We start from the raw sequence: 24,754 nt of genomic DNA, 5'->3' as shown, positions 1-24,754 counted from the left end.
CCAGCTTGCGGAATTATTGAAGCCTTCCGCTCACTTTTCAGCCGACAAACTGCCGCACCATGTCGATGAACTGGGCCGGGTGGGAGATAAAGGGGGCATGGGAGGCCTTCTCCAGCACCAGGCTGCGGCTCGCGGGGTAGCGCTCGTCCAGCAGCGGTATGGCCGCCTTGGGTACCAGGGAATCCAGCCGGCCATAGATGCGCAGCCAGGGCAGATCCAGACCGACCAGCGCATCCCGCAGATCCACGTCGGCCAGCAGACCGAGACCCGCCTCCAGCGCGGCAAGCCGGGGAGCCGGACGCTCTGCCAGCCATTGGCGCAACTGGCGAATGTCGTTTCTGGCATGTTCGCTACCCATGGCCTGGATCGCCAGGAAGCGCTCTATGGTCTGCATGAAGTCCCCCGCCAGCATCTGGTTGAACCCCGCAAGCACCTTGGGGGCTATCCCGGGCCAGTCTTCGCGGGCCATGAAGCAGGGGGAGCTGGCGACAGTGATGAGGGAGTGGAGGCGCTCAGGCCGGGTCAGGGCCAGCTGGCTCGCCACCAGGCCGCCGAGGGACCAGCCGAGCAGATGGCATTTTTCCGGCAGGACGGTGGCGACCTGCTCCGCCAGCCAGGGCAGGGAGTAGTCACTCCCCTCCTGCAGGGGGCTGTTGCCAAACCCGGGCAAGTCCACCAGGTGCAACCGATAGTGGGCCGCCAACTGCTGGGCAATACCGTGCCAGACAGCACCATTCATGCCCCAGCCATGCAACAACACCAGGTCCTGCCCCTGGCCAAACCGCTCAACCGATACGCTCATCTAGACTCAAGATCCCTGTTCATCTGCTTGGAGCCTGCATGTTAAAGCGGCTGCTCGCCAAAGCAAGTCCGATCCTCGGCTCCCGGTCCGACTGGCTCGGCCTCTGCCTGCTCTGTCGCCAGCCCTGTGATGATCAGCCTCTGCTGTGCCGCTGGTGTCAGCAGTCCCTGCACCAGCCTTGCCGCAAATGCAGGCTGTGCGCGACCCCCTTGCCAGAGCACCAGGCAGGAAACGAGCTGCTGTGCGGACGCTGCCAGCGCAGGCCCCCTCCCTGGGAGCGGCTGCAGGTGATAGGTGACTATCAGATCCCCTACTCCCTGCTTATTCCCCGGCTGAAATACTCGGGCCAGATCCTGCTGGCGCCGCTGCTCGCTCGCCTGCTGGCCGACCATCTGGAGGGAGACGATCCTCCCGAAGCCATCATCCCCGTCCCCCTGCACTGGTGGCGCCAGTGGTGGCGCGGGTTCAATCAGGCAGAGGAGATAGGAACCGCCCTCGGCGAGCTCACCGGCATCCCCTGCGACACCCGGCTGCTGCGCAGGATCAGGGCCACTCCGCAGCAAACCCGGCTCAGTGCCGGCCAGCGGCGGCGCAACCTGCGCGGCGCCTTCCAGATAGCGCCCCACCATTACCGCCACGTGGCCCTGCTCGACGACGTGGTCACCACGGGAGCCACCGCAGGTCAGCTCACCCGGTTGCTTCATGAGAGTGGCATCACAGAGGTGGAGGTGTGGGCCATCTGCCGTACCCTCAGACACCTCAAATAACCTGGCAGGGATACGGCCAAGCAGGCCGATGGCGGCATGATTCCGATACGCCCGGGCTCACAAGCTCGCCATCGACACGCTACCCAAGCCCCGCCAAGCGAGTTATCATGAATACCCTAGTCGTACACTCAGGTTTATGAGGATAGTGATGATCAGCATTTCCGACACCGCCCAGGCCCACTTCCGCAAGTTGCTGGAAAAGCAGCCTGATGGCACCAACATCCGGGTGTTTGTGGTCAATCCGGGAACCCAGAATGCCGAGTGCGGCGTATCCTATTGCCCACCCGACGCGGTCGATCCGGAAGATCAACACCTGCCCTTCAGCGGCTTCGACTGCCTGGTCGATCCCCTGAGCGCCCCTTACCTGGTCGATGCCACCATCGACTTCGTCACCGATCAGATGGGCTCCCAGCTCACCCTCAAGGCGCCCAACGCCAAGATGCGCAAGGTGGCCGACGATGCGCCCCTGGCCGACCGCATCGAGTATGTGCTGATGTCTGAAGTGAACCCCATGCTGGCCGGTCACGGTGGCAAGGTGACCTTGATTGACATTACCGACGACAAGCTGGCGATTTTGCAGTTTGGTGGTGGTTGCAACGGCTGTTCTCAGGTGGATTACACCCTGAAAGAGGGGATCGAGAAGCAGCTGCTGGAGAAATTCCCGGGCGAGCTCAACGGCGTGAAGGATGCCACCGAGCACCAGCGTGGCGATCACTCCTACTATTGATTTGCTGCCCTGCGGCAAAGAAAAGGCCCCGCCAGCTGGCGGGGCCTTTTGCATTCTGCGGCGGGCAGATCACTCGTCCTTCTTGTCTCGCGACAGCAGGGCGATGGCCGCCTCTTTCGGGTTCTTGCCTTCGTACAGCACCTTGAAGATCTGCTCGCAGATGGGCATCTCGACGCCACAACGGGCCGCCAGCAGATGCACCTCCTTGGTGTTGCGATAACCTTCCACCACCTGACCTATCTCGGTCATGGCGGTTTCCACCGACTTGCCGGCCCCGAGGGCCAGACCGAAGCGACGGTTGCGGGACTGGTTGTCGGTACAGGTCAGCACCAGATCCCCGAGCCCCGCCATCCCCATGAAGGTCTTGGCATCGGCCCCCAGTGCGGCACCGAGGCGCTGCATCTCCACCAGACCCCGGGTGATGAGCGCGGTTCGGGCGTTGGCGCCAAAGCCCAGCCCGTCGGAGAGACCGGCGCCGATGGCGATGACGTTCTTGACCGCCCCCCCTAGCTGCAGACCGATGAAGTCCGGATTGGTATAGACCCGGAACGAGCGGCCGCAGTGCAGCAGTTGCGAGAGATCGTCGGCGAAGTCGTCGTGGGTCGACGCCACAGAGATGGCGGTCGGCAGGCCGGCGGCCAGCTCCCTCGCGAAGGTCGGACCCGAGATCACCGCCAGCGGGATAGTCTCCCCCAGCACGTCACGGGCCACGTCCTGCAGCAGGCGGCCGCTGTCCGGCTCCAGCCCCTTGGTGGCCCAGGCGATACGGGTATCGGGGCGCAGGAAGGGTTTGACCCGGGCCAGCACCTGGCCGAACACATGGCTCGGCACCACCAGCAGCAGCACGGGAGCGGCCTGCACTGCCGCCTGCAGATCCGCAGTCAGCTGCAGATCGGCGGGGAAAGGGACATCAGGCAGAAACGCCTTGTTGCAGCGATCCTGTTCCAGCTCGGCGACATGGGCGGGATCGTGACCCCACAGCAGGGTCGGATGGCCGTTGCGCGCCAGAGAAATGGCAAGGGCGGAGCCATAAGACCCCGCCCCCAAGACCGAGATTGCGATCTGGTCGGCCATTATCAGGCTTCCGCAGTCGCCTGCTGGGCCTGAACCTGTGCCATGTGCTGGGCAAACAGGGCGTCGAAGTTGACCGGTGCCAGGTTCAGCTGCGGGAAGGAACCCTTGCTCACCAGGTTGGCCACGGCTTCGCGGGCATAGGGGAACAGGATGTTCGGGCAGAAGGCGGCCAGGCAGTGTGCCAGCTGCGGCTCCGGCAGGTTGCCGATGGTGAAGATACCGGCCTGCTGCACTTCACACAGGAAGGCGGTCTCGGTTTCCAGCTTGCAGGTCACGGTCAGGGTCAGCACGACCTCGTACACGCCGTCAGCCAGGACATTGGTCTTGGTGTCCATGTCCAGCTTGACGTCCGGCTGCCACTCTTTCTGGAAGATGTGCGGAGTATTCGGGGCTTCGAAGGAGACATCCTTGGTGTAGACACGCTGGATGTGGAATTCCGGTTGCACTTCCTGATTGTTGATTTCGTCAGCCATTTCGTTTGATTCCTTTTTAAGAAAATGAGTGGGCGCAGGCCCTTAAATCAGCGTTTTTTGGTCACCGGCAGATTATCTGCACGCCATTGGGCCATGCCACCGCTGAGCACATATACCTGTTTGAAACCGGCTTTGCTCAGTTGGCGACCCGCGCCACCAGCGGTCATCCCCGACTCGCACACCACTATGATGGGGGCATCTTTGTGCTTTTCAACCGGCCCCAGATTGTTCGCCTGGATCTGGGTGAGGGGCAGGTGATGGGCGCCGGCCAGATGACCCTTGGCAAACTCATCCTGACTGCGAATGTCCACCACAGTGGCATTTTCACGGTTGATCAGCAGGGTGGCGCCGTGATTGTTCACCGCCTTCACCGGAGAAAAACGAGCACGCACAGTGGTATACACCAGGGTGCCTGCCAGGCCCAACCAGGCTGCGGTCAGCAGCGGGTTGCGGGCCGCAAAATCCAAATACTCTTGCATCTTCTACTATCCAGGGACCAAGACAAGGGCCCGAGTATACATGGGGCCCTTGATAAGATCAGCCATCTTGGCGGCAAAGCGAGAGCAAGCTCCCATCAGGGATTGCCCGCCCCCAGACCGCCTTGGGGAAGGGGCCGCCAGCCGCTTCGGAAGAGAGGCGCCAGGGGGTGAATCGTGCACAAAGACAAGCCGGCAACATGCCGAAAACAGTGGGATAACAGGTAAAAACAGAGGTGAAAGAGGGACTTGGCTATCAGGTGACTATTTCGGCAGATGTAGTAATATTACGCTAGTTTCACTTCCCGCAATTCATTCCTATCCGAGAGGACATAGTCTTATGTCAACAGCTAAGAAACCTTTGGTTCTGGTCATCATGGACGGTTGGGGCTACAGCACCAAGCAAGAGCACAACGCCGTTGCCGCCGCCAAGACCCCGAACCTGGACCGCCTGGCCCGCGACTACACCAGCACCCTGATCTCCGGCTCCGGCCTGGATGTGGGTCTGCCGGACGGCCAGATGGGCAACTCCGAAGTGGGCCACGTCAACATCGGCGCCGGTCGCATCGTCTATCAGGAGCTGACCCGCATCTCCAAGGACATCCAGGACGGCGACTTCTTCCAGAACGTCGAGCTGGGCAAGGCTGTTGACGCCGCCGTGACCAAGGGCAAGGCCGTGCACATCATGGGCCTGATGTCCCCGGGTGGCGTACACAGCCACGAAGAGCACATCATGGGCATGATCGAGATGGCCGCCAAGCGTGGCGCCGAGAAGATCTACTTCCACGCCTTCCTGGATGGCCGCGACGTCCCGCCGCGCTCCGCCCAGTCCTCCATCGAGCTGTTCGACGCCCTGTTCACCAAGCTGGGCAAGGGTCGTTTCGCCTCCATGATCGGCCGCTACTTCGCCATGGACCGTGACAACCGCTGGGATCGCGTGCAGCAGGCCTATGACCTGATGACCCAGGGCAAGGGCGAGTTCACCGCCGAGAGCGCCAGCGAAGCCCTGGCCAATGCCTACGCCCGCGACGAGAACGACGAGTTCGTCAAGGCCACCCGCATCGGTGACGCTGCCCCCATGGAAGATGGCGATGCGCTGATCTTCATGAACTTCCGTGCCGACCGTGCCCGCGAGATCACCCGCGCCTTCGTCGACAGCGACTTCACCGGCTTCGCCCGTGCCGCCACCCCGGCGCTGAACTTCGTGATGCTGACCGAGTATGCGGCCGACATCAAGACTGCCTGCGCCTACCCGCCCACTGCCCTGGTCAACACCCTGGGTGAATGGCTGGCCAAGCAGGGCAAGACCCAGCTGCGCATCTCCGAGACCGAGAAGTACGCTCACGTCACCTTCTTCTTCAACGGTGGCGAAGAGTCCTGCTTCACCGGCGAAGATCGCGAGATCGTCGCCAGCCCGAAAGTGGCCACCTATGATCTGCAGCCGGAGATGAGCTCCGAAGAGCTGACCGACAAGCTGGTCGGCGCCATCAAGAGCGGCAAGTACGACGTCATCATCTGCAACTACCCGAACGGCGACATGGTTGGCCACACCGGTGTGTTCGATGCGGCCGTCAAGGCCTGCGAAGCCGTTGACCACTGCATCGGTCGCGTCACCGAGGCCCTGGCCGAAGTGGGTGGCGAATGCCTGATCACCGCCGACCACGGCAACGCCGAGAAGATGCTGGACGAAGAGACTGGTCAGGCGCACACCGCCCACACCAATCTGCCGGTTCCCCTCATCTATTTCGGTCGCAAGGCCGAGGTGCTGGAAGGGGGCAAACTGTCCGATCTGGCCCCGACCATGCTGACTCTTATGGGTCTTCCTGTCCCGCCGGAAATGACTGGCAAGCCCCTGATGATTCTGAAATAATCCTGCCCCATGCGGGGATGCGAAGTTATTTCACAGAAAACCAGTCGCGTCGGCCTGTTGGCCGGCGCGCTGTTTTTTTGCCTGGTCGGCGGCGCCGGCACGGCCCAGGCTGCGAACCAGCAGCTGGGGGCCATGCAGTCCGAGATCAAGGAACAGCAGAAGACCCTCAAGCTCAGCAAGCAGGAGCTTGCCAAGCTCAACACCCAGCTCAAGGCTGACGAGCAGGCCATCTCGGCCGCCGCCGCCAAGCTGGATCAGACCAGACTGCAACTGAAGCAGAACCAGCAGAAGCTGGCCGAGCTGCAGCAGGACAAGCTGGCGCTGGAACAACAAGCGAAACACCAGAAACAGTTGCTGGCCAAGCAGGCGGAAAGCGCCTTCCAGGCGGGCAACCACGACTACCTCAAGCTGCTGCTCAACCAGCAGGATCCGGCCAAGCTGAGCCGCTCTCTCGATTACTACGACTATCTCAACAAGGCTCGCATCGAGGCCATAGACGCCCTGCGCGCCACCCGCAACAAGCTGGCGAAAAACCAGCTGGCCACCAAAGAGACCGAGAGCAGGCTGCAAGCCCTGCTAAGCGAACAGCAGCAGCACCATCAGGCCCTGCTTGCCAGCCAGCAGAGCCGGGCCAAGGTGCGCAACCAGTTGCAGCAATCGGTGCAAAACGACGAGCAGAAGCTCACCAAGCTGGTCAAGGCGGAGAAGGCCCTGAAGGCCCGGCTTGAAGAGCTGCGCCGCCAGCGGGAAGAGCAGGAACGGCGCGAACGGGCCGAGCGGGAGCGCCTCGCCAAGATCAAGGCCGAGCAGGAGCGCCAGCGCCGCCTGGAGGCCCAGCGCCTGGCCGCGGAGCAGAAGCGGATTGCCGAGCAGCAACGGATCGCGGCCCAGCAACGCCAGGCCGGCGAGCAACAAAGGCTCGCCGCCGAGCAGCAGAGAGTCACCGAACAGCAGAACCGGGTGGCGAAGCAGCAAGCCGCCGCGCGCAGCAGCGCCAAGGCGAGCAGCAACGGCTACGGCGGTCTGAGCACGGGTGGCAACCTGCGCTGGCCGGTACAGGGCCCCATCCTCATCTCCTACGGCTCGCCGCGCACCGCCGAGCTCAAGTGGAAGGGCACCCTGATAGGCGCAAGCGAGGGAACCCAGGTCAAGGCGGTGGCACCGGGCCAGGTGGTCTATGCGGACTGGCTGGACGGCTTCGGCATGCTGCTGGTGATCGACCACGGCCGCGGCTACATGAGCCTCTACGGCCACAACCAGTCGCTGCTGCGTCAGGTGGGCCAGAAGGTGGAACAGGGCGAACCCGTGGCCCTGGTCGGCGACAGCGGCGGACAGGAGCGCTCCGGCCTCTACTTCGAGATCCGCTATCAGGGCGAGGCGATCAACCCGACCAAGTGGCTGGCCAGACGCTGAGTCCCTGCTGATGGGCCAAACGCCTATCACTCTGCAAACAAAAAGCCTGCATCACGCAGGCTTTTTGTTTGGCAGGGGAAGCGCCACACCGCCCCCGTTGATGAAAACTTACCTCTTTTCCACCCCGCTCAGGGGAAGACCACCAGCCCTATCTGTTCCAGCAGCCCCTGCTGCTGCTCCTCGTTTATCTGCACGCCGTCCAGGTTGACCCGGCGCAGATCCAGCCCGGGCAGGTCGCACTGACGCAGATCGCAGCCCTGCAGGTTGAAGCTGGTCCAGTCGATCTGGCCAAACTCGGAGCCGCTGAGATCGGATCCCGCCAATGAGGCCCCCAGCAGGCTGGCCCCCTGCCAGCGGTTGCCGCCGAGCTCGCACTTCTCCAGCAGGCAGCCGTCGAAGTTGGCGTAGCTGAAATTGTTTCCCGTAAGATGGGCCTCGCAGAAGTAGCTCTTGACGGTGATCTGATTGGCAAAGCTGGCGTGGGCGAAGTTGATGCCCATGGCCTGGCAGTCGCGCATCTCCAACCCCAGGCACTGGCTGCGGCTGAGGTCAGCCAGGGTGAGATCGCAGCGCAGGAAGCGCGCCTCCCGCAAATCGCAGCCCTGAAACTGGCAGCCGAGCTCGCGCTCCCGATCAAAGAAGCTGCAGTCGACGAAGCGGCTCTCCCCCAGATCCAGCCAGGAGAAGTTGCAGTCGATAAAGCGGCAACCATCAAACTGCTGCTCGGCCACCTCCTGCTGCTCGAACCTTTTCCCCTCGAAGCACTTGCCCTTGATCATCCCCAGCCTCTCCTGTGATGGCGTCATATGCTGACTTTGTTGCGCGAAAACGGTAATGTTACCTGTAACATTCTTTGCCGGACCCCGAGATGAACGACACCCGCAAGCGCCGCCCCACCCTGCAGGACATCGCCGACCTGACCGGAGTCACCAAGATGACCGTCAGCCGCTACCTGCGTGACCCGTCCGCCGTGGCCGAAGGCACCCGTGAACGGATCGCCGCGGCGGTGGAGGAGCTAGGCTACATCCCGAACCGGGCGCCGGACATGCTCTCCAACGCCACCAGCAAGGCGATCGGCATACTGATCCCCTCCCTCTCCAACCAGGTCTTCTCGGCGGTGATCCACGGCATAGAGGCGGTGACCCGGCCCGCCGGCTACCAGACCCTGCTCGCCCACTACGGCTACAGCCCGGAGCGGGAGGAGGAGCAGGTCGCCTCCCTGCTCTCCTACAACGTGGATGGTCTCATCCTCGCCGATACCCAGCACACGGATCGCACCCGCAAGATGATCGCCACCGCCGGCATTCCGGTGGTGGAGACCATGGACTTGCCGCTCTCCCCCATCGACATGGTGGTGGGCATGGATCACCGGGCCGCCGCCCGGGCCATGGTAACAGAGATGCTGCGCCGGGGACGGCGCAAGGTGGTCTACCTGGGGGCGCGCCTCGACGTGCGTACCCAGCTGCGGATGGAGGGCTACTACCAGGCGATGGCGGACTTCGGCCTGGATGGCCAGCACCTGCTGACCGAGCAGTCCTCCAGCTTCACCCTGGGTGGCCAGCTGCTGGAGCAGGCCATGGCCCGCTATCCCGATCTCGACGGTCTGTTCTGCACCAACGACGACGTGGCGGTCGGTGCCCTGCTGCAGTGCCAGGCCAGGTGGATACCCGTGCCCCAGCAGATCGCCATCGCCGGCTGCAACGCCCTCGACATCGGCCACGCCATGACCCCCAAGCTCGCCAGCATCAGCACCCCGCGCGAGGCCATCGGCCGCGAGGCGGCCGCCATGCTGCTGGCCAGGCTCAATGGGCAACCCCAGGCCGAGCACCGCAAGGACATGGGCTTCTCCCTCTATGAGGGGGAGAGCCTGGGCTGATCCCGCCCCTTCATCCCCCGGCGCCACCTTGGCGCCTGTGACCGCCATGATGGCGCGTCCTCCCGGGATCCTCCCTGCTCACTGACTTATGCTGGCGCAGCTTGTCCCACATTCAGGAGCAGAAGATGAACCACACCGAAAGATTGAAGACCTGCCTGCAGCGCGTCATCTGCGATCCCGGCTTCACCCTGGCCGAGCTCGACGCCTGGTTCAGCCCGGACTATTGCCAGCAGGTGAATGGCGAGACCCTCGACTACGCCGCCTTTCGCCAGCATATCGCCACCTTGAGAAGCCATCTGGCCGAGGCCACCATCGAGTTTGTCGCCACCCTGGAGCTGGGCGAGCGGGTCCACTCCACCCACCTGGTTCGAGCCACCCGCCAGGATGGCGGCACCCTGGCCTGCAAGGTGAGCGGCCTCTTCACCTTTCGCGAGGGCCGGCTCTGTCACACCGAGGAGGTCACCTGCCTGCTGGCGGGGGACAAGGAGGACGCAGACATAGGCTCACGGCGCTGAGCCGCGGCCCATCACCCGCGCCAGGGCCGCCGAGAAGGCGTCGGGATCCTCATAGCCGAGGATCCCGGCAATCTCGACAGGAACCATCCCCTGATGCTGCAACTGACGGGCCCGCCCCATCAGCACCCGCTCCCGCCACTGGCGAAAACTGCACCCCAGCTGCCGGGCAAAGAGGCGATTGAGGGTGCGCACCGAGGCGCCGCAATCGACCGCCAGTGCCTCCAGCGTCACCTTGACGGAGGGGGTCTGACACAGCCTCTCCAGCACCCGCAGCAGGCGCGGATCCAGATCCGCGGCCAGGGGGAGCTGCCCCGCGAGCGGAGCGGCGAGTGCCAGCTCGTGGCGCAGCACCTTCAGATAGGCATCCCGCGTCTCCCCCTCTTCCAGCTCGGGCAGACGGGCGAAGAGACCCGCCAGCATGGGGCTCACCTGAAACTGGCTGAAAGTGGTAGATGCCGATTGCGAGGTATAGAGCAGCGAGAGCCCGGAGTGGCGCAGCACGCGAAACTCGTGTGCCCAGCCGGCGGGGATCAGGCAGAGCTGGCCGGCCACCAGCAAGCCGCCGCCGTCGCAGCCTGTGATGACACCGCCGCCCTGGTGCAGGTAGCAGTACTGGGCCTGGGGGTGGCTGTGCAGCGCGGTGAGGTGCCCTAGCGGGTAGGCGTGATGAAGAAAGCTCATAAGGGGCGACAGCGTGGAGGACAGGCCCCCGACCTTAAGCCAGCCGGCGGCTCAGTGTAAATGGCCTTCCTGCCTCCCGGAGGCGGAAAAACAACAGGCCACCCAAGGGTGGCCTGTTCAATTTATCTAAACGATGTTCGCTTAGCGTTTAACCATTTCAACCGCTTCCCGGGAGAGGCGGGTCACCTCTTCCCAGTTGCCGCTCTTGACCGCATCGGCGGGCAGCATCCAGGAGCCGCCGACGGTGGCCACGCATTTCAGCGCCAGGTAGTCGGCGACGTTTTTCGGGCCTATGCCGCCGGTGGGGCAGAACCGTACCTGGGGCAGGGGGGCGGCGATGGCGGCCAGCGCCTTGGTGCCGCCGTTCGCCTCGGCCGGGAAGAATTTCAGGTGGTTGTAGCCCGCTTCCAGCGCCTGCATCACCTCGGACGGCGTGGCGACCCCCGGGATCAGCGGCGCCGTGCTCTTGGCCGCATGAGCCAGCAGGGCCGGGGTCATCCCCGGGGAGATGACGAAGCGGGCACCGGCGGCCACGGCGGCGTCAAACTGCGCGCAGTTGAGCACGGTGCCGGCACCGACCATGGCATCCGGCATCGCCTTGGCGATCAGGGCGATGGCATCGAGGGCCACCGGGGTGCGCAGGGTGATCTCGAACACAGAGATGCCGCCATCGAGCAGGGCCTTGGCCATCGGCAGGGCCTGCTCCAGGTCGTTGATGACCATCACGGGTACCAGGGGGGAGGCGGCAAACACCTCGGCAGGGGTCACTTTCCAGTTCTGCATAGCTCTTCCTCAGTCAAAGATGGTGGCGCCGCACTCGGCGCTCGATACCGCGCGACGCATCACGCTGAACAGTTCACGGCCCCACCCCTCTTGTTCCAGAGTGAGGTCGATCTCGGCCTGGGTGCGGCCGCTCAAATCGGTCAGGCAGTCGAGGCTGCCGGTCACCGCGTCCACCCGCAGCAGATCGCCATCGACAAGCAGGCCTATGGCCCCGCCGTGCAGCGCTTCCGGGGTGACGTGGATGGCGGCCGGGATCTTGCCGGAGGCGCCGGAGAGACGACCGTCGGTGACCAGGGCCACCTTGTGACCCGCCTTCTGCAGGTTGCCGAGCACCGGCATCAGCTTGTGCAGCTCCGGCATGCCGTTGGCCGCCGGACCATTGTGGCGCACCACGATGACGGCGTCCTGGTTCAGCTGACCGGCCTTGTAGGCCGCCTCCACCGCGTGCTGGGAGGAGAAGACCCGGGCTGGCGCTTCGATAACACGATACTCGGGGGCGACCGCCGAGACCTTGACCACGGCGCGGCCCAGGTTGCCACTGAGCAGCTTGGTGCCGCCGGTGGCCTGGAACACGCTGCCAGCGACGGACAACACGCTCGGATCCGTGCTCTCCCCCACCGGCTGCCACACCAGCTTGCCCTCCACCAGCGCGGGGCGGCTGAGGTAATCCTGCATCTCGCCAAACACCGGGGTGGCGTCCAGGTGGATCAGGTCCGCCTCCGCCAGCCGGCGCATCAGGCCGGGCACGGCCCCCGCCTGCTCGAAGGCGTTCACGTCCGCCGGGCCGTTCGGGTACATGCGTACCAAGAGCGGCACCACGTCGGAGAGATCGCTCAAGTCGTCCCAGGTCAGCTCCAGGCCGGCGGCGCGGGCCAGCGCCACCATGTGGATGCTGTGGTTGGTGCTGCCGCCGGAGGCGAGCAGGGCCACCAGGCCGTTGACCAGGGCGCGCTCGTCCAGCACCTGGCTCAGGGGGCGGTAGGCCGGGGAGCCCGGGATCATGGCGCTGATGCGACGAGCCGCCTCCTCGGTGAGGGCGTGGCGCAGCTCGCTGTGGGGGTGGACGAAGGCGGAGCCCGGCAGCATCAACCCCATGGCCTCGAACACCAGCTGGTTGGTGTTGGCGGTGCCGTAGAAGGTGCAGGTGCCGGCCGAATGGTAGGCGCCGCACTCCATCTTCAGCAGGGCATCGCGGCCCACTTCGCCGGCGGCGTACTGCTGGCGCACCTTGACCTTCTCGTCGTTGCCTATGCCGCTCGCCATGGGGCCGGCAGGCACGAAGGCGGTGGGCAGGTGAGCGTGGGAGAGGGCCCCCATGATCTGGCCCGGGGCTATCTTGTCACAGATGCCGAGCAGCAGGGTGGCGTCGAAGGTGTTGTGGGAGAGGGAGACCGCGGTGGCCTGGGCGATGAGATCCCGGGAGAAGAGGGACATGTCCATCCCCGGCTGGCCCTGGGTCACGCCGTCGCACATGGCGGGCACGCCGCCGGCGACCTGGGCGCTGTGGCCGAGCCCGGCCAGCGCTCCCTTGATGATGTCCGGGTAGCCCTGATAGGGCTGATGGGCGCTCAGCATGTCGTTGTAGGCGGTGACTATGGCCACGTTGGCGCGGGTCATGTCGAGGATGCGCCCCTTGTCGTCACAGCTGGAGGCGGCCACGGCGTGGGCCAGGTTGCCGCAGGAGAGGGAGGCGCGGGTCTTGCCCTGCTCGGCCTGGCGCTGGATGCGGGCCAGGAAGGCCTGGCGGCGGGCGACACTGCGCTCGCGGATGCGGTTGGTCACCTCGGTGATCACGGGATGGGTCATAGGATTGTCTCCAACACGGAAATACGGGCGCGATCGACCGGGGCCGGGCGCGCGAAATGGCTCATTGCACCTGCGCCAGGGCGGTGACGGCGCGGTCGACCACCTGCTCGAAGGTGCCGTCTATGTCGACGCGAAACACACCGGCCTCGCCATCCGGCCGCTCCAGGGTCTCAAACTGACTCTTTACCATGCCTTCCCGCATGAAGTGGCCCTGGCGTGCCCGCATCCGGTCGAGAATGAGGGACTGGCTGCCGTCCAGAAACAGGAAGTGCACCGATTCGTTGCCCTCGCGGATCTGGTCGCGGTACTGCTTCTTGAGGGCCGAGCAGACGATGACGCCCAGCTCGTTCTTCTGCTCCAGGCTGTAGGCCGCATCGCGGATCCGCTCCAGCCAGGGTGCCCGGTCTTCGTCGTTGAGAGGGTTGCCGCCCGCCATCTTCTGGATGTTGGCGCGGGGGTGCAGATCATCACCGTCGATGAACTTGGCGCCCAGGGCGCTGGCCACCTTGAGGCCTATGCTGGACTTGCCACTGCCACACACACCCATCACGATAATGCTCTTGCCCGCCATTATTTGACCTCTCTCTCACTTTTCAAAAAACGTTTACCTGATGGGTTCTAAGTTAGCACGTTACCGGTAACATGTTACCGGTAACGTTGCGCAATGTGAAGTGGAGCACAGAAATGTGCAGAACAACTACTAGAACCATTTGAGGACATTTTATGGACGGAGCGATGAACACACCCGATGTCGCCTACCTGCTCTCGGTAGCCGCTGGCGCTATCGTCATGCTGCTGGTGCTGATCATGCGATTCAAGGTACATGCCTTCGTGGCATTGACCCTGGTCAGCATGCTGACAGCCCTGGCCACCGGGGTCACCTATGACCAGGTGATCCCCACCATGCTGACCGGTTTCGGCGGCACCCTGGCCTCGGTCGCGCTGCTGGTTGGCCTGGGGGCCATGATAGGCAGGATCCTGGAGATGACGGGGGGCGCCAAGGTGCTTGCCGACACCCTGATCAACCGCTTCGGCTCCCACCGCGCCCCCTTCGCGCTGGGGATCGCCTCCCTGCTGTTCGGCTTCCCGATCTTCTTCGATGCCGGCCTCATCGTCATGCTGCCCATCATCTTCAGCGTGGCCAAGCAGTTCGGCGGCTCAGTCCTCAAATATGCCCTGCCCTCCGCCGGTGCCTTCGCGGTGATGCACGCCTTCCTGCCGCCCCACCCGGGCCCGGTGGCCGCCAGCGAACTGCTGGGTGCCAACATAGGGCTGCTCACCGTCGTGGGTCTGCTGGTCGCGCTGCCGACCTGGTACCTGGGTGCCTATCTGTTCGGGCTCTGGTCCGGCAAGAAGTTTGAGCTGCCACTGCCCCCGAGCTTCACCGAGACCGCAGAGCGACTCTCCGACAAGGCGCCGAGCTTTGGCCAGGTGATCTCCATCCTGCTGCTGCCGCTGGTGCTCATCTTCATGGATACCGGCCTCAATACCCTGGGTGTCATGGGTGTCATCGACAAGGGTGCGGACTGGGTCAACGTGCTGCGCATGGTCGGCAAGACCCCGGTGGCCCTGCTCATCACAGTGCTCTATGCCCTCTGGCTGTTCCGTCAGACCCAGGGCAAGGTGCAGCTCGAGAAGTTCTGCAACGACGCCCTGGCCCCGGTCTGCGCCGTCATCCTGGTGACGGGTGCCGGTGGCATGTTCGGCGGCGTGCTGCGTGCCAGCGGCATCGGCACGGCCCTGGCCGACGTGCTCTCCGACACCGGCATGCCAGTGATCCTGGCCGCCTTCCTGGTCTCCACCGCCCTGCGGGTGGCCCAGGGGTCTGCCACAGTGGCCCTGACCACCACGGCCGCCCTGATGGCGCCGACGGTCGCGGCCACAGCCGGGCTGAGCGATCTGGACCTGACCTTCATCGTCATCGCCATCGCCGGTGGGGCCACCGTGCTCTCCCACTTCAACGACTCCGGTTTCTGGCTGGTCAGCCGCTTCCTCAACATGGACGAGAAGACCACCCTCAAGACCTGGACCGTGATGGAGACACTGCTCGGTACCATCGCCTTCCTCATCGTTGCCATGGCAAGCATCGTCTTCTAACTCCCCCATATCGGGGCCCCATCCGGCGGCCCCGATATGGCGTTCCATCGACATTTTTACGGATTCTTGCTTGGGCCCGTCGCCACAGATTGCTAGAATTGCCTATTCATCGCCCCGAGTGGAACGCTTCATCCCGTGATTTCAGGCTTCTCTATGCATTCATCGGCACATTATCGACAGTTGCTGGCACGTTTACCCCAGATCGCGGTTGCCGCAGATCAGTTCCAGGTACTCAACAGCGCCAAGGATTTCAAGAGCCGTATCCTCTCGCTCATCGCGGGCGCGACCCAGCGTATCTATCTGATCGCCCTCTACCTGCAGGATGACGAGGCGGGACGGGAGATCCTCTCTGCCCTCTACGCCGCCAAGCAGCGCAACCCCGCCCTCGACATCAAGGTCTTCGTCGACTTCCACCGTGCCCAGCGCGGCCTGATCGGCAAGGGCAAACAGGGGGGCAACCACCTGATGTATCAGACCATGGCCGCCCGCCATGAACACCAGATCGAGATCTACGGCGTGCCGGTCAAGGGCCGCGAGCTGCTCGGCGTCCTGCACCTCAAGGGCTTCATCTTCGACGACATCCTGCTCTACTCAGGTGCCAGCCTCAACGACATCTACCTGCACCAGCAGGAGCGCTACCGCTTCGATCGTTATCACCAGATCCACAGCCAGGCCCTGACCCGCAGCATGGTCAACTACGTGGATGACGTCTTCCTCAAGAGCGAGGCCGTGCAGCGGCTGGATCGCCCCGGCATCCCGGGCGCCAAGCAGCTCAAGGGGCAGATCCGCCGCTTCAAGCACAACCTGCGCACCAGCCAGTACCGATTCGAGAGCATACCGGCCAACAGCCAGGAGATCGCCATCACCCCCATGGTGGGCCTGGGCAAGCGCGGCAACCAGCTCAACCGGATGATCCGCAATCTGGTGCGGGCCGCCGAGCGGGAGATCTTCATCTGCACCCCTTACTTCAACCCCCCCAAGGAGTTGAACAAGGACGTGGAAGCCCTGCTCAAGCGCGGCTGCAAGGTGACCATAGTGGTGGGCGACAAGACAGCCAACGACTTCTTCATCCCGCCGGAGGAGAAGTTCTCCACCATAGGCGGCCTGCCCTATCTCTACGAGACCAACCTGCGCAAGTTTGCCGAGCGCAACCAGCACCACATCGACAGTGGCCGTCTCAACCTGATGCTCTGGTGCTGTGACAAGAACTCCTATCACCTCAAGGGGATCTTCGTGGACCAGGAGTGGGCCCTGCTCACCGGCAACAACCTCAATCCCCGCGCCTGGGCGCTGGATCTGGAGAACGGCCTGCTGGTCCATGACCGCCATCACCATCTGCGCGAGCGCTTCCAGGAGGAGCGCGACTGCATCCTGGCCCACACCCGTCGCATCAGCCACTTCGATCAGATCGAGCAGATCAAGGATTACCCCGAGCAGGTGCGCAAGCTGCTTGCCAGGATCCACAGGGTCAGGGCCCATATCCTGCTCAAGCGGATCATCTAAACCCTGTCCGCCTCCCCTCTCTGCCCCTCCAAAGGCCTCCCGTGTTCGGCAGGCCTTTGTCGTATGCGCCCTCTCGCCCCGCCCGGGGAGCCCCTGCCGCTGCAACGCGGCTTGCATCGAGACAGCAACAACCCCTATCATCTGGACATATTTACAGTGTTTTCGGGCATCTAATTGATGAAATTGGATAAAATTCCTCTCGATAGCCTCAAGGGCGTCGGCAGCAAGATGCTGGAGAAGCTCGAGCGGCTGGGGCTGGCCACGGTACAGGATCTGCTGTTCCACCTCCCCCTGCGCTACGAGGACCGCACCCAGGTGTGGCCCATCGGCGATCTGCCCCCCGGGCTGCACGGCGCCGTCGAGGGCGAAATCCAGGACACCCAGCTGGTCATGGGACGCCGCCGCATGCTGGTGTGCCGCATCAGCGACGGCACCGGCAGCCTGACCCTGCGTTTCTTCAATTTCACCGCCGCCCAGAAAAACAGCCTGGCCCAGGGCCGCCTGATCCGCTGCTTCGGCGAGGCTCGTCCCGGCAAGTACGGGCTGGAGATGGCCCACCCCGAGTACAAGCTGCTCGGCGAGGAGCAGGCCGGCCAGACCGAAGAGGCGCTCACCCCCGTCTACCCGACCACCGAAGGCCTGCGCCAGCTCAGCCTGCGCAGCCTCACGGATCAGGCGCTGGCCCAGCTCGACCTCTATGGCGTCGAGGAGCTGCTGCCCGCCGGTCTCTACCCCCAGCAGATCGAGCTGGCCGCCGCCCTGCGTCTGCTCCACCGCCCGCCCCCCTCGGTGGCGCTGGCCCTGCTGGAGAGCGGCCAGCATCCGGCCCAGCAGCGACTGGTGCTGGAAGAGCTGCTGGCCCACAACCTCTCCGTCCTCAAGGTCCGCGCCCAGGCACAGACCCAGCTGGCCCGCACCCTCAAGCCGGCCCCGGCTCTGGTGGAAAAGCTGCTAAGCGCCCTGCCCTTCACCCCCACCGGCGCCCAGAACCGGGTGGTGGCGGAGATAAGCCATGATCTGCAACGCAGCCACCCCATGATGCGGCTGGTGCAGGGGGACGTGGGCTCCGGCAAGACGCTGGTGGCGGCCTTGGCGGCGCTGCAAGCCATAGGCAACGGCTGCCAGGTGGGGCTGATGGCGCCGACCGAGCTGCTGGCCGAACAGCATGCCATCAACTTCGCCCACTGGCTGGAACCACTCGGCATCAAGGTGGGCTGGCTGGCGGGCAAGCAGAAGGGCAAGGCGCGGGAGGAGGCGCTGGCCGCCATTGCCGACGGCAGCGTCAAGATGGTGGTGGGCACCCACGCCATCTTCCAGGAGCAGGTGGTGTTCCAGCGCCTGGCCCTGGTGATCATCGACGAGCAGCACAGGTTCGGGGTGCACCAGCGCCTCGCCCTGCGCGAGAAGGGGGAGCGGGAGGGGGTGCATCCCCACCAGCTCATCATGACCGCCACCCCCATTCCCCGTACCTTGGCGATGACCGCCTATGCGGATCTCGACACCTCCGTCATCGACGAGCTGCCGCCCGGCCGTACCCCCATCACCACGGTCGCCCTGCCGGACAGCCGCCGTCAGGATGTGATCGAGCGGGTCAAGCTCGCCTGCGAGGAGGGCAAGCAGGCCTATTGGGTCTGCACCCTGATCGAGGAGTCCGAGGTGCTGGAGTGCCAGGCCGCCGAAGACACGGCCGCCGAGCTGCAAGCCAGGCTGCCCGGCCTGCACATAGGCCTGGTCCATGGCCGGATGCGCCCCATCGAGAAGCAGCGGGTGATGGAGGAGTTCAAGGCGGGCATATTGCAACTGCTGGTCGCCACCACCGTCATCGAGGTGGGGGTGGACGTGCCCAATGCCAGCCTGATGATCATCGAGAACCCGGAGCGGCTGGGGCTGGCCCAGTTGCACCAGCTGCGCGGCCGGGTCGGCCGGGGGTCTGTGGCCTCCCACTGCGTGCTGCTCTACCATGCCCCCCTCTCCAAGACGGCCCAGAGCCGGCTCGGGGTGCTGCGGGAGACCAACGACGGCTTCCTGATCGCCCAGCGCGATCTCGAGCTGCGCGGCCCGGGGGAACTGCTCGGCACCCGCCAGACCGGGTTGGCGGATCTCAAGATCGCCGATCTGGTGCGGGATCAACCGCTTATTCCCCAGGTGCAGAAGATGGCGCGCTTCCTCATGGATAGGCATCCGAGTCATGTCGAACCCTTGATACGACGCTGGCTCGGCTTACGGGATCACTATTCCAATGCCTGATCGAGGTAGATGCAGAAGATGGGCACATGTCCTCATGGACCGCCATCCGAGTCATGTCGAACCGCTGATCCGCCGCTGGCTCGGCCTGCGGGACCACTACTCAAACGCCTGACAACAACCCCCAAAACAGGAGGAAAGCATCCATGAATTCCTGGCTACGCGCCCTGCTCTATCTGTTTGCCTTCCTGCTGCTATTCGTCTGGGTCGGCCTCGGCCTGTTCGACGCCGAGCGGGCCAAGGGCCCCATCGCCAGCTGGATCAGCCAGCAGACCGGCGTGCCTGTCACCATAGGCCGGCTGGTGTTCAACCCGCTTCACCCCTACACCCTGCTGGCGGAGCAGGTGCAATACGGGGATGCGGTGCAGCTGGAGAAGATCTATCTGGAGATAGACAACATCGACTGGCTGAACCGGGACGTGCGCATCGCCCACCTGGATCTCATCCGCCCCGTCATCAAGCTGCCGCTGCCGAACCAGCTGCCGACCCTGCCGGTGCACTCCCTCACCATCAGCGACAGCACCATAGACAACCTGAGCCTGCAGAGCGAGGCCCTGACCCTGCGCGGCCTGAGCGCCACCCTGAGCGACTGGGAGCTGATCGATCCGAAACGCCAGCCCCAGGCCAACCTGACCCTGGGCATCAACCAGCTGGAGACGCCGCAGCTCACCCTGGCCCGCCTCAGCCTCCAGGGGAGACTGGAGGGGCAGGTGCTGAGCACGGACAAGCTGACCACCAACCTGTTCGAGGGTCTGCTGGAGACCGGCATGGTGCTGAACTGGCCGGATCGCAGCCTGCAACTGCACGCCTTGAAGGCCCGTGGCATGCGGGTCGAGCTCGGTGACATCCCCCCTGGCGAGCTCCCCCTGCACCGCATCACCCTGGATCGGGGCCAGCTCGATCGGGTCAGCGTCAATGCCATAGAGCAGGAGCTCTCCCTCAACAACTTCAGCGGTCAGCTCACCGCCTTCGACTGGCAGGCGGGCAGCCAGCCAAGCGGCTATCTCTCCGGCACCCTGGCGGATCTGGGCCGCGGCCTGTTCCAGCTGGAAGCCATCGAGGGCAAGCTCGCCTTCTCCCCCCGGCAGATCGAGGCCGAGCTGCAGGGCAAGGCATACGAAGGGGAGTTCAATGTCGAGCTTGCCCTCGACCCCCAACTGCAAAAGCTGACCCTCAAGAACATGGCCCTGAGCGGCATGGACATCAGCCTGCCGGAAGGGTGGTGGCAGGAGTGGCAGGGCTGGCGCCCGCAGCAGATCGACCTGCGCAAGCTGGCCTTCGACAGGCTCAAGGTGCTCTCCTTCGACGACACCCTGCCCCTCTCCCTGACCGGCTGGCAGCTCTATCTGAGCGATCTCAGCCTGAGGAACAACCAGCCGGGCCCGCTGCTCGGCCGTACCCGCATCGAGAGCAAGTGGTTCGAGCTGGTGTGGGATGGCCTGAGTGCCCGCAACGGCGTGCTGGACGGGGAGCTGACCCCGAGCGCCTGGCAGCTCAACAGGCTCAGCAGCGAGCTGCCGGATGAGGGCTCTCTCAGCCTCAGCGGCCAATGGGGCAAGGTGCCCGGGCAGGAGAGCCGTCTGCAACTGCAGGGCAAGCAGCTGGATCTGGAGAAGTGGGGCGAACTGCTCCATGCCCCCGTCTCGCTGGCGGGCAAGGTGGATCTGGAGACGGATCTGCAAGCCGATCTGGCCCCGCAGCCGGAGCAGGCCCCCGGCAACTGGCGCCACACCCTGCAGGGCAGCCTGAGCCTGGAGGCCAGGGATCCCTTCTGGGACAAGGTCGGGATAGACCCGCTGCTGGACAACTGGTTCAAGGAGGCGACCCCGCCCACTCTGACCCCCGAGACCCTGTGGCAGGCGATGCAGCAGGGGGATACCCCCTTCTACCACATCAGGCTGAAGGCCAGGGCTGAGCAGGGCAAGCTGCAGATCGATCAGGGCGGGGCTTCCACCATCACCCACCTGCTCGGCTTGCAGGGTGGGGTCGATCTCGCCAGCGACCAGTGGCAGCTGGATCTCGGCGTGCTGAACAAGCGGCGCTGCGCCGAGCTGCTGGCGCGCTGGCGCGGCCCCCTTGAGAGCCCGACCCTTGAATGGCGCTTCCCGAGCGGGGAAGCCACTTGCGACTGGGAGACTGGCGTACGCTACCCGGCCCAGGGGCGCAGCGGCCCGCTCCGGCGACCCCAGACTCCCCCCGCCACCGCGGCGCAATGACGAACAAGGCCTCATCATGAGGCCTTGTTGCTAACGGATGCCCGACGACGGGGTCAGTGTCCCGCCCGCTTGATGGGCAGCACCACGTACTGGCCGACAAACTCCACCGCCAGCTTGCGGCCGCTGAACAGCTGCACCCGCAGGCTGAACTTGGCGGACTCCCCGTTCTTGAGCGGCGCCAGCACGGCGGGCATCCCCTCCCGGGCGACCCTGGCCTCAGGCTCCTCGCTCACCGGTCTGTAGTATTTGATGTTGCCCTCCGCCAGCACCGTATCCCCGCCCAGACCGGCCTCCTTGAGTTGCAGCCAGATGAGGCCCCAGCCCGCCAGCACACACTGGCTGTAAATGCTGCCGGCGAACATGGTGTCGTGGACGTTGAGGTTGGCCGCCAGGTTGGCCTTGAGGTGGAAGGTCTGGCCATCGTAGTGGGTGATGTGTACCCCCATCTTCTCGCTGATGGGGATCCCCCTCGACCAGCGGGTGGTGAGATCCTGACACCACTCGGGGCGATACTGTATGGTCTGCAGCGGACTGATGGATTTGATCATCTGACGATGGGGAATGCGGCCGAAGGAGACGGGCCCCTCACCCACCTCGAGAAAGCCGCACCTGCGATAGAACTCCACCGCCTCCTGGCGTGCGTTCATCACCAGCCGTTTCACCTTCTCGTCCCGGGCCAGCTGTTCGAGATCCTCTACCATGCGGGCCCCCAGCCCCTGACCGCGAAACTCAGGACGCAGCGCCATAAAGCGGATCTGGGCCTCGTCACCCCCGATGAAGAGGCGGCCGACGGCGATGGGGGTGCCGTCTTCGGCCAGCATCAGCCGATGAATGGCGACGGTATCGTATTCGTCACGCTCGGAGCCCACGGGCAGATTGAAAGGCTTGCGTAGGAGTTCCCAGCGCAACTGGTAGTAGGCATCCAGCTCCGCTGGCGTTTCTGGGGTGACTACCCGATGCATAAAGCGATCCTTGAGTTTGCGCCGACGGGCAGATGGAAGGGCTTGCGCACCAATGCCTCCCGACGCAGCGGGTAGCTGGCATCCAGCTCCGCTGGCGTTTGAGGGGTGACCACCCGGTACATAGCGACATCCTTGAGTTACACTGGTCGAAAGCCATCTTGCCGTGCAAATTCATGGACTTCAATCTGCAAGCGTACCAAGCCGATCACTTATTGCACCTCAGCGCCAAACCCGAACGCCGCCTCTCCATCCTGGAAAATGCCCGCCACCGCTGGCTGGAAATGGACGGCGTGGTGCAATCCGCCATGAGCCTGAGCCAACCGGAACACCTCTGCCTGCCCCATCAGCAGAGCATCGCCGAGCGGCTGCCCGCACAGGCGAGCCGGATCCTGGAGCTGGGATTGGGAGGGGGGGATCTCACCCGTCATCTGGGTGCGCGCTGGCCCGAAGCCCGCCACGACTGCGTGGATCTGGACGCCGAGATCCTCACCCTGTTCCAGCAGTTTTTCCTGCCCCCGACTGGAGGTGCGCCACGGCTGCACCACGCCGATGCACTGCACTTCCTGCTGGAGAGTCGGGAGCAGTACGACCTGGTGCTGCTGGACCTGTTCAGCCAGGACGGCAATCCCCTGCTGCTGTTCCAGGCTCCCATCTATCAGGCGCTGGCCAGATGCCTGCGCGGCACCCTCATCGTCAACCTGCTGCCACGGACCCATCTCGAACTGGCACAGGCCAAAAGGCTGGCCGAGGAGTGGATCGGCCCCACCAGCGCCAACGGGGTGCCGGGCTATCGCAACGTCATACTGCACGCCATCAGCCAGGGGGCTTAACGCCCCTTGGCGAGCTGTTACTGTTGCCCTACACCTGCAGCCAGAAGGTCACGGGACCGTCGTTGAGCAGCCTGACCTTCATGTCGGCGGCAAAGCGCCCCGTCTCGGTCGGCACGCCGCTCTCCCTGGCCCGGGCAACGAAGTAGTCATAGAGCCGCTCGGCATCGCTCGGGTGGGCACCACCGGAGAAGCTGGGTCGCATCCCCTTGCCGGTATCCGCCGCCAGGGTGAACTGGGAGACCACCAGCAGACTGCCTCCCACCTGGCCCACATTGAGGTTCATCTTGCCGTTCTCGTCACAGAAGATGCGATAGCCGCTCACCTTGTGCAGCAGCTTGTCGGCCTTGGCCTCATCGTCCCCCTGCTCCACCCCGAGCAGTATCAGCAGCCCTTGCTCTATGGCCCCGGTCACCTCCCCCTCGACGGTCACGCTGGCCTCGGATACCCGTTGGATCAATGCAATCACCCGCAACTCCTTTGTCTTGTCAGAAACGCACGACCGCCCGAAGGCGGTCGTTGATGTTAGCAATAAGCGAGGGGATCAGCCCAGCTCCTCGGTACCCGGCTTCTCGTATTCCCCCAGGCAGGCGGTGGTCTCTGCGCCGAGCAAGACCACCAACCAGCTCAGGTTTACAAATGCCCAGACGAACAGAATGAATATCGGTGCCAACAATGAGTGGCTGACTCAGCCCAGCTCCTCATTGCCGGGTTTCTCGTACTCTCCCAGGCAGGCGGTGGTCTCCGCGCCGAGCAAGACCACCAGCCAACTCAGATAGACCCAGACGAACAGAATGGGGATGGTCGCCAGGGCACCGTAGATGGCCTGATAGGAGGGGAAGTTGGTGATGTAGATGGAGAAGCCGCGCTTGGCCAGCTCGAACAGGGTGGCCGCCACCAGGGCGCCGATCAAGGCGTGGGTCAGCCGCACCTTGCAGTTGGGCACCACCGTATAGATAAGCAGGAAGCCGAACACAGAAAACAGGAACGGCAGGCTGCGCAGCACCAGGTAGCCGGCGCCAAACAGGCTGTCAGCGGCAAACAGCTTCAGCGACAGTATGTAGGAGGAGATGGCGAGGCTGGCTCCGATGAGCACGGGGCCCAGGGTCAGGATCATCCAGTACATGGCAAAGGCCTGGGCCAGCGGTCGATTCTGGGTCGAGCGCCAGATGTAGTTGAGGTTCTTGTCGATGGCCGAGATCAGCATCAGGGCCACCACTATCAGGGCGCCTATGCCGACCGCTGTGGTGTTGGTGGCATTGGCCACGAAGCCGTCTATGTACTCCTTGAGCATCTCGCCGGCGGTGGGCACGAAGTTGTGATAGACGAACTGTTCCATCTGCTGTTTCAGGGTCTGGAACACCGGAAAGGCCGACATCATGCCGAACACCACGGCCACCATGGGCACCAGGGAGAGCAGGGTCACATAGGCCAGGTAGCCGGCGGTGACCGTCAGCCTGTCCTGCTGGAAACGACCCCAGACAAACTGGGCGAAATGGGCACCATCGTGGCGCAAGAAGGAGACTGCGTGGGCCAGGCGGCCGCGGATTTGCTGCTGCATCTTGATTCTCGTAAGCGTCATCATGCAGATATTGTGTCAGATAGGGTGCCCATCTGACCACCCATCAGCCGGTTCGCGGCC

General features: G+C 64.2%; 23 protein-coding genes and 1 pseudogene. 11 read left to right on the top strand and 13 right to left on the bottom strand.

Going from position 1 to position 24,754, the window contains the following annotated elements; translation table 11 throughout:
* Positions 1 to 37 precede the first annotated feature (37 nt).
* Positions 38 to 802: a pimeloyl-ACP methyl ester esterase BioH gene (gene bioH / locus AC3WR3_RS17225; protein WP_492292539.1), complete on the bottom strand. Its 765-nt coding sequence runs from the start codon at positions 800 to 802 to the stop codon at positions 38 to 40.
* A 38-nt stretch (positions 803 to 840) separates the two neighbouring features.
* On the opposite strand from bioH, the gene AC3WR3_RS17220 reads away from it, so the two are divergent.
* On the top strand, positions 841 to 1,569 hold the full coding sequence (locus AC3WR3_RS17220; RefSeq protein WP_429110718.1) for a ComF family protein: 729 nt from the start codon (positions 841 to 843) through the stop codon (positions 1,567 to 1,569).
* 148 nt (positions 1,570 to 1,717) lie between these two features.
* Complete coding sequence (nfuA, locus tag AC3WR3_RS17215; protein WP_033129997.1) at positions 1,718 to 2,296, top strand: Fe-S biogenesis protein NfuA; 579 nt, start codon at positions 1,718 to 1,720, stop codon at positions 2,294 to 2,296.
* Between the two features lie 69 nt (positions 2,297 to 2,365).
* On the opposite strand, the gene gpsA is transcribed toward nfuA, so the two are convergent.
* From gpsA to AC3WR3_RS17200, 3 genes are read right to left on the bottom strand one after another with little or no spacing between them, the layout of a single operon-like run.
* Positions 2,366 to 3,370: an NAD(P)H-dependent glycerol-3-phosphate dehydrogenase gene (gpsA, locus tag AC3WR3_RS17210; protein WP_025325374.1), complete on the bottom strand. Its 1,005-nt coding sequence runs from the start codon at positions 3,368 to 3,370 to the stop codon at positions 2,366 to 2,368.
* A 2-nt stretch (positions 3,371 to 3,372) separates the two neighbouring features.
* Positions 3,373 to 3,843 carry a protein-export chaperone SecB gene (gene secB / locus AC3WR3_RS17205; protein ID WP_005328525.1) on the bottom strand — a complete coding sequence of 157 codons (471 nt, stop codon included), beginning with the start codon at positions 3,841 to 3,843 and terminating at the stop codon, positions 3,373 to 3,375.
* A gap of 47 nt (positions 3,844 to 3,890) precedes the next feature.
* Positions 3,891 to 4,322: a rhodanese-like domain-containing protein gene (locus AC3WR3_RS17200; protein ID WP_025325373.1), complete on the bottom strand. Its 432-nt coding sequence runs from the start codon at positions 4,320 to 4,322 to the stop codon at positions 3,891 to 3,893.
* Positions 4,323 to 4,659: 337 nt separating this feature from the next.
* Between AC3WR3_RS17200 and gpmM the strand changes: the two genes are divergently transcribed.
* Together gpmM and AC3WR3_RS17190 are read left to right on the top strand one after the other, a co-directional pair.
* Positions 4,660 to 6,189, top strand: a complete 1,530-nt coding sequence (gpmM, locus tag AC3WR3_RS17195) for a 2,3-bisphosphoglycerate-independent phosphoglycerate mutase (protein ID WP_492292534.1) — start codon at positions 4,660 to 4,662, stop codon at positions 6,187 to 6,189.
* 9 nt (positions 6,190 to 6,198) lie between these two features.
* The gene (locus AC3WR3_RS17190) at positions 6,199 to 7,602 is read left to right on the top strand and encodes a peptidoglycan DD-metalloendopeptidase family protein (protein WP_492292532.1); all 1,404 of its coding nucleotides are present in this window, start codon (positions 6,199 to 6,201) and stop codon (positions 7,600 to 7,602) included.
* Positions 7,603 to 7,730: 128 nt separating this feature from the next.
* On the opposite strand, the gene AC3WR3_RS17185 is transcribed toward AC3WR3_RS17190, so the two are convergent.
* Complete coding sequence (locus AC3WR3_RS17185) at positions 7,731 to 8,381, bottom strand: Qnr family pentapeptide repeat protein (RefSeq protein WP_492292530.1); 651 nt, start codon at positions 8,379 to 8,381, stop codon at positions 7,731 to 7,733.
* Positions 8,382 to 8,470: 89 nt separating this feature from the next.
* On the opposite strand from AC3WR3_RS17185, the gene AC3WR3_RS17180 reads away from it, so the two are divergent.
* Positions 8,471 to 9,478 (top strand): substrate-binding domain-containing protein, encoded by a 1,008-nt coding sequence (locus tag AC3WR3_RS17180; RefSeq protein WP_202047949.1) that lies wholly within the window; start codon positions 8,471 to 8,473, stop codon positions 9,476 to 9,478.
* Between the two features lie 125 nt (positions 9,479 to 9,603).
* Positions 9,604 to 9,993, top strand: a complete 390-nt coding sequence (locus tag AC3WR3_RS17175; protein ID WP_492292527.1) for a nuclear transport factor 2 family protein — start codon at positions 9,604 to 9,606, stop codon at positions 9,991 to 9,993.
* On the opposite strand, the gene AC3WR3_RS17170 is transcribed toward AC3WR3_RS17175, so the two are convergent.
* The 4 genes from AC3WR3_RS17170 to AC3WR3_RS17155 form a co-directional block, all read right to left on the bottom strand.
* Entirely contained in the window at positions 9,982 to 10,674 is a 693-nt protein-coding gene (locus AC3WR3_RS17170) for a helix-turn-helix domain-containing protein (RefSeq protein WP_492292525.1), read from the bottom strand. The genes AC3WR3_RS17175 and AC3WR3_RS17170 overlap by 12 nt on opposite strands.
* A gap of 141 nt (positions 10,675 to 10,815) precedes the next feature.
* Positions 10,816 to 11,457 (bottom strand): bifunctional 4-hydroxy-2-oxoglutarate aldolase/2-dehydro-3-deoxy-phosphogluconate aldolase, encoded by a 642-nt coding sequence (locus AC3WR3_RS17165; RefSeq protein WP_492292524.1) that lies wholly within the window; start codon positions 11,455 to 11,457, stop codon positions 10,816 to 10,818.
* Positions 11,458 to 11,466: 9 nt separating this feature from the next.
* Positions 11,467 to 13,263: a phosphogluconate dehydratase gene (gene edd / locus AC3WR3_RS17160; RefSeq protein WP_492292523.1), complete on the bottom strand. Its 1,797-nt coding sequence runs from the start codon at positions 13,261 to 13,263 to the stop codon at positions 11,467 to 11,469.
* A 61-nt stretch (positions 13,264 to 13,324) separates the two neighbouring features.
* Entirely contained in the window at positions 13,325 to 13,834 is a 510-nt protein-coding gene (locus AC3WR3_RS17155; RefSeq protein ID WP_005328545.1) for a gluconokinase, read from the bottom strand.
* 164 nt (positions 13,835 to 13,998) lie between these two features.
* On the opposite strand from AC3WR3_RS17155, the gene AC3WR3_RS17150 reads away from it, so the two are divergent.
* From AC3WR3_RS17150 to AC3WR3_RS17135, 4 genes are all read left to right on the top strand, one after another.
* The gene (locus tag AC3WR3_RS17150; RefSeq protein ID WP_236661794.1) at positions 13,999 to 15,360 is read left to right on the top strand and encodes a GntP family permease; all 1,362 of its coding nucleotides are present in this window, start codon (positions 13,999 to 14,001) and stop codon (positions 15,358 to 15,360) included.
* Between the two features lie 153 nt (positions 15,361 to 15,513).
* Complete coding sequence (gene pssA / locus AC3WR3_RS17145; RefSeq protein ID WP_492292520.1) at positions 15,514 to 16,863, top strand: CDP-diacylglycerol--serine O-phosphatidyltransferase; 1,350 nt, start codon at positions 15,514 to 15,516, stop codon at positions 16,861 to 16,863.
* Positions 16,864 to 17,040: 177 nt separating this feature from the next.
* A complete protein-coding gene (gene recG / locus AC3WR3_RS17140) occupies positions 17,041 to 19,110 on the top strand; it encodes an ATP-dependent DNA helicase RecG (RefSeq protein WP_492292518.1) in 2,070 nt (689 codons plus the stop codon).
* 143 nt (positions 19,111 to 19,253) lie between these two features.
* Positions 19,254 to 21,323 (top strand): AsmA family protein, encoded by a 2,070-nt coding sequence (locus AC3WR3_RS17135; RefSeq protein ID WP_492292516.1) that lies wholly within the window; start codon positions 19,254 to 19,256, stop codon positions 21,321 to 21,323.
* Positions 21,324 to 21,376: 53 nt separating this feature from the next.
* Here AC3WR3_RS17135 and AC3WR3_RS17130 read toward each other — a convergent pair whose 3' ends face one another.
* A complete protein-coding gene (locus AC3WR3_RS17130; RefSeq protein WP_492292514.1) occupies positions 21,377 to 22,285 on the bottom strand; it encodes a bifunctional GNAT family N-acetyltransferase/hotdog fold thioesterase in 909 nt (302 codons plus the stop codon).
* 173 nt (positions 22,286 to 22,458) lie between these two features.
* On the opposite strand from AC3WR3_RS17130, the gene AC3WR3_RS17125 reads away from it, so the two are divergent.
* Positions 22,459 to 23,115, top strand: a complete 657-nt coding sequence (locus tag AC3WR3_RS17125) for a spermidine synthase (protein ID WP_492292512.1) — start codon at positions 22,459 to 22,461, stop codon at positions 23,113 to 23,115.
* 28 nt (positions 23,116 to 23,143) lie between these two features.
* Here the strand turns inward: AC3WR3_RS17125 and dtd are convergent, their stop codons facing one another.
* The 3 genes and pseudogenes from dtd to AC3WR3_RS17110 all read right to left on the bottom strand — a co-directional run bounded on the left by dtd (position 23,144) and on the right by AC3WR3_RS17110 (position 24,673).
* Positions 23,144 to 23,581: a D-aminoacyl-tRNA deacylase gene (dtd, locus tag AC3WR3_RS17120; protein ID WP_492292511.1), complete on the bottom strand. Its 438-nt coding sequence runs from the start codon at positions 23,579 to 23,581 to the stop codon at positions 23,144 to 23,146.
* A 75-nt stretch (positions 23,582 to 23,656) separates the two neighbouring features.
* Positions 23,657 to 23,794, bottom strand: a pseudogene (locus AC3WR3_RS17115) (virulence factor BrkB family protein); the annotation flags it as partial.
* A gap of 6 nt (positions 23,795 to 23,800) precedes the next feature.
* Positions 23,801 to 24,673, bottom strand: a complete 873-nt coding sequence (locus AC3WR3_RS17110) for a virulence factor BrkB family protein (protein ID WP_247627704.1) — start codon at positions 24,671 to 24,673, stop codon at positions 23,801 to 23,803.
* Between the last annotated feature and the right edge of the window lie 81 nt (positions 24,674 to 24,754).

This window comes from Aeromonas sp. EU05-FHT14A05 (assembly GCF_058791175.1).
The sequence above is the reverse complement of the archived record's forward strand: the minus strand, read 5'-3'. Positions and strand labels throughout refer to the sequence as shown.

Coding starts and splice junctions, on each gene's coding strand:
- AC3WR3_RS17110 (WP_247627704.1), bottom strand. CDS start 24,673: ATGCAGCAGCAAATCCGCGGCCGCCTGGCCCACGCAGTCTCCTTCTTG.
- gpsA (WP_025325374.1), bottom strand. CDS start 3,370: ATGGCCGACCAGATCGCAATCTCGGTCTTGGGGGCGGGGTCTTATGGC.
- AC3WR3_RS17125 (WP_492292512.1), top strand. CDS start 22,459: ATGGACTTCAATCTGCAAGCGTACCAAGCCGATCACTTATTGCACCTC.
- AC3WR3_RS17200 (WP_025325373.1), bottom strand. CDS start 4,322: ATGCAAGAGTATTTGGATTTTGCGGCCCGCAACCCGCTGCTGACCGCA.
- bioH (WP_492292539.1), bottom strand. CDS start 802: ATGAGCGTATCGGTTGAGCGGTTTGGCCAGGGGCAGGACCTGGTGTTG.
- secB (WP_005328525.1), bottom strand. CDS start 3,843: ATGGCTGACGAAATCAACAATCAGGAAGTGCAACCGGAATTCCACATC.
- AC3WR3_RS17135 (WP_492292516.1), top strand. CDS start 19,254: ATGAATTCCTGGCTACGCGCCCTGCTCTATCTGTTTGCCTTCCTGCTG.
- recG (WP_492292518.1), top strand. CDS start 17,041: ATGAAATTGGATAAAATTCCTCTCGATAGCCTCAAGGGCGTCGGCAGC.
- AC3WR3_RS17170 (WP_492292525.1), bottom strand. CDS start 10,674: ATGAGCTTTCTTCATCACGCCTACCCGCTAGGGCACCTCACCGCGCTG.
- pssA (WP_492292520.1), top strand. CDS start 15,514: ATGCATTCATCGGCACATTATCGACAGTTGCTGGCACGTTTACCCCAG.
- AC3WR3_RS17165 (WP_492292524.1), bottom strand. CDS start 11,457: ATGCAGAACTGGAAAGTGACCCCTGCCGAGGTGTTTGCCGCCTCCCCC.
- AC3WR3_RS17150 (WP_236661794.1), top strand. CDS start 13,999: ATGAACACACCCGATGTCGCCTACCTGCTCTCGGTAGCCGCTGGCGCT.
- AC3WR3_RS17155 (WP_005328545.1), bottom strand. CDS start 13,834: ATGGCGGGCAAGAGCATTATCGTGATGGGTGTGTGTGGCAGTGGCAAG.
- gpmM (WP_492292534.1), top strand. CDS start 4,660: ATGTCAACAGCTAAGAAACCTTTGGTTCTGGTCATCATGGACGGTTGG.
- AC3WR3_RS17190 (WP_492292532.1), top strand. CDS start 6,199: ATGCGGGGATGCGAAGTTATTTCACAGAAAACCAGTCGCGTCGGCCTG.
- AC3WR3_RS17220 (WP_429110718.1), top strand. CDS start 841: ATGTTAAAGCGGCTGCTCGCCAAAGCAAGTCCGATCCTCGGCTCCCGG.
- edd (WP_492292523.1), bottom strand. CDS start 13,263: ATGACCCATCCCGTGATCACCGAGGTGACCAACCGCATCCGCGAGCGC.
- nfuA (WP_033129997.1), top strand. CDS start 1,718: ATGATCAGCATTTCCGACACCGCCCAGGCCCACTTCCGCAAGTTGCTG.
- AC3WR3_RS17130 (WP_492292514.1), bottom strand. CDS start 22,285: ATGCATCGGGTAGTCACCCCAGAAACGCCAGCGGAGCTGGATGCCTAC.
- AC3WR3_RS17185 (WP_492292530.1), bottom strand. CDS start 8,381: ATGATCAAGGGCAAGTGCTTCGAGGGGAAAAGGTTCGAGCAGCAGGAG.
- AC3WR3_RS17175 (WP_492292527.1), top strand. CDS start 9,604: ATGAACCACACCGAAAGATTGAAGACCTGCCTGCAGCGCGTCATCTGC.
- AC3WR3_RS17180 (WP_202047949.1), top strand. CDS start 8,471: ATGAACGACACCCGCAAGCGCCGCCCCACCCTGCAGGACATCGCCGAC.